This is a genomic window from Komagataeibacter kakiaceti JCM 25156, assembly GCF_000613305.1.
Genome location: NZ_BAIO01000370.1, coordinates 1 through 2,373 on the forward strand (window position 1 = coordinate 1; position 2,373 = coordinate 2,373).

Consider the following 2,373-nt stretch of genomic DNA (forward strand, 5'->3'; position numbering starts at 1 on the left):
TGCACGCGCCCGCCATTATCGGGCAGGCCGCGCGCCCGAAGCCGCTGGTCATGCTCGACCCCGGACATGGCGGCAAGGACCCCGGCGCGATCGGCGTTTCCGGCACGTATGAAAAACATGTGGCGGAGGCGGCGGCCGCCGAACTCCAGCGCCAGCTCGTGGCCAGTGGCCGCTACCGCGTGGCCATGACCCGCGCCGATGACCGCTTCATCCCGCTGGAGGGGCGGGTGGACATCGCCCACAGCCACAAGGCGTCGCTGTTCATTTCCATGCATGCCGACGCCCTGCTGGACCGGGGGGTGCGCGGGGCGAGTGTCTATACCCTGGCCGCCAGGCGTCGGACCGGCAGACGGCCATGCTGGCCCAGACGGAAAACAGCGCCGACCGCTATGGCGGCCCGCAGGTGCACGCGGCCTCGCCCGAGGTGCAGGAAATCCTCGCCAGCCTCGTAACGGAGGAAACGCGCCACGGCGCGGCCCACATGGCCAGCACCATTGTCAGCGCGTTCCGCCCGCGCGTGGGGCTTTTGCCGCATCCCTCCCGCCATGCCTCGTTCGTGGTGCTGAAATCGGCCGATATTCCCTCCGTGCTGGTGGAGATGGGGTTCATGTCCAACCATATGGACGAAGCCGCCCTGCGGCAGGCCGCCCACCGTGCCGTGGTGGCTGGCGCGATGGTGCAGGCGATCGACCACTATTTCGCCACCGACAGCATGGTTACGCACGCGACGGGCTGAAACGCGCGGGCTTTCATGCGCCCGCGCGCGTTTTACGGTTGCAATCGGGTTTCCCCGCTGTATTGTGCGCGCCATGGTAACGACAACGCACATCGCGGGAACCGGGTCGGGCGCATGCGCGCGCCTGTCCGCGCGCGCCTGTGCCGGTGCCGGGCTTCTTCGTCTTCGACTTATCCGCCCCTGAGCGACCACGGCCGGCCTGTGCCGGTGCGCCCAGGGGAATGATCGGACCGGCAGGCCGGTCCGCGAACACGAATTGAACAAGAGGGGGCACGCAGCCGTGCCGCCCGCCCGTTTCACATCCGGATATGTCCGAGGTACCACCATGAGCATCAATCACCCCTCCTTTGGCCGCATGGACGCGAACCGCGTCATCATTTTCGACACCACCTTGCGTGATGGCGAGCAGTCCCCCGGTTTTTCCATGAACCTGGCCGAAAAGCTGCGCATGGCCGAGGCGCTGGAGGAACTGGGTGTGGACGTGATGGAGGCGGGCTTTCCCGTCGCCTCGAAGGGGGATTTCGACAGCGTCCACCAGATCGCGCTCAGGATGAAAAATACCGTGGTGTGCGCGCTGGCGCGCAGCGGCGGCAAGAACGACATCGCCAGCGCGGGGGAGGCGATCCGGCCGGCGAAGCGCGGGCGCATCCACAACTTCATCTCCACCTCGCCGCTGCACATGAAGTACAAGCTGCGCATGGAGCCCGAAACGGTGCTGGACGTGATCGAGGCGGGCAACCGCGCCGCGCGCCAGTTCACCGATGACGTGGAATGGTCGGCCGAGGACGGCTCCCGCACCGAGCCGGATTTCCTGTGCCGCTGTGTCGAGACCGCGATTCGCGCCGGGGCCACGACCATCAACATTCCCGATACCGTCGGCTATTCCACGCCCGAGGACATGGCCCGCATCTTCGCGGATCTGCGCGCCCGCGTGCCCGGCGCTGACGGGGTCATCTTCTCCACGCACAACCATAACGACCTGGGGCTGGGTGTCGCCAACACCATCGCGGCGCTGAAGGCGGGCGCGCGGCAGGTGGAATGCACCATCAACGGCATTGGCGAGCGCGCGGGCAACGCGGCGCTGGAGGAAATCATCATGGTGCTGCGCACGCGCCATGACGTGCTGCCCTATACCACCGGCATCCATACCGAGCGCCTGCTGCGCACATCGCGCATGCTGGCCACCATCACCGGCTTCGACGTGCAGCCGAACAAGGCCATCGTGGGCCGCAACGCGTTTGCGCATGAAAGCGGCATCCACCAGGATGGAATCCTGAAAAACGCCGCCACCTATGAAATCATGACGCCCGAGAGCGTGGGCTGGACCCGTTCGTCGCTGGTGCTGGGCAAGCATTCCGGCCGCGCAGCCTTCCGCGACAAGCTCCAGGCCATGGGGTATGACGGGCTGGAGGACGCGCAGTTCAACGAGGCGTTCTCCCGCTTCAAGGATCTGGCCGACCGCAAGAAGGTCATCTATGACGAGGATCTGGCCGCGCTGGTCGATGACGAGGTGCGCGACCATGCCCGCATCCGCTTCGTGGCGCTGGACGTGACCGCCGGATCCCGCCGCCCCGCCACCGCCGATCTGGTGCTGGAAGTGGATGGCGAGAAGCGCGAGGCGCAGGCGCAGGGGCAGG

General features: G+C 66.9%; 1 protein-coding gene and 1 pseudogene. Both read left to right on the forward strand.

What is annotated here, in order from left to right; genetic code table 11:
* Window positions 1–736: pseudogene (locus JCM25156_RS24575) on the forward strand (N-acetylmuramoyl-L-alanine amidase family protein); the annotation flags it as partial.
* A 325-nt stretch (window positions 737–1,061) separates the two neighbouring features.
* A partial coding sequence (locus JCM25156_RS13905; RefSeq protein ID WP_025813566.1) for a 2-isopropylmalate synthase occupies window positions 1,062–2,373 on the forward strand: 1,312 nt, incomplete at its 3' end.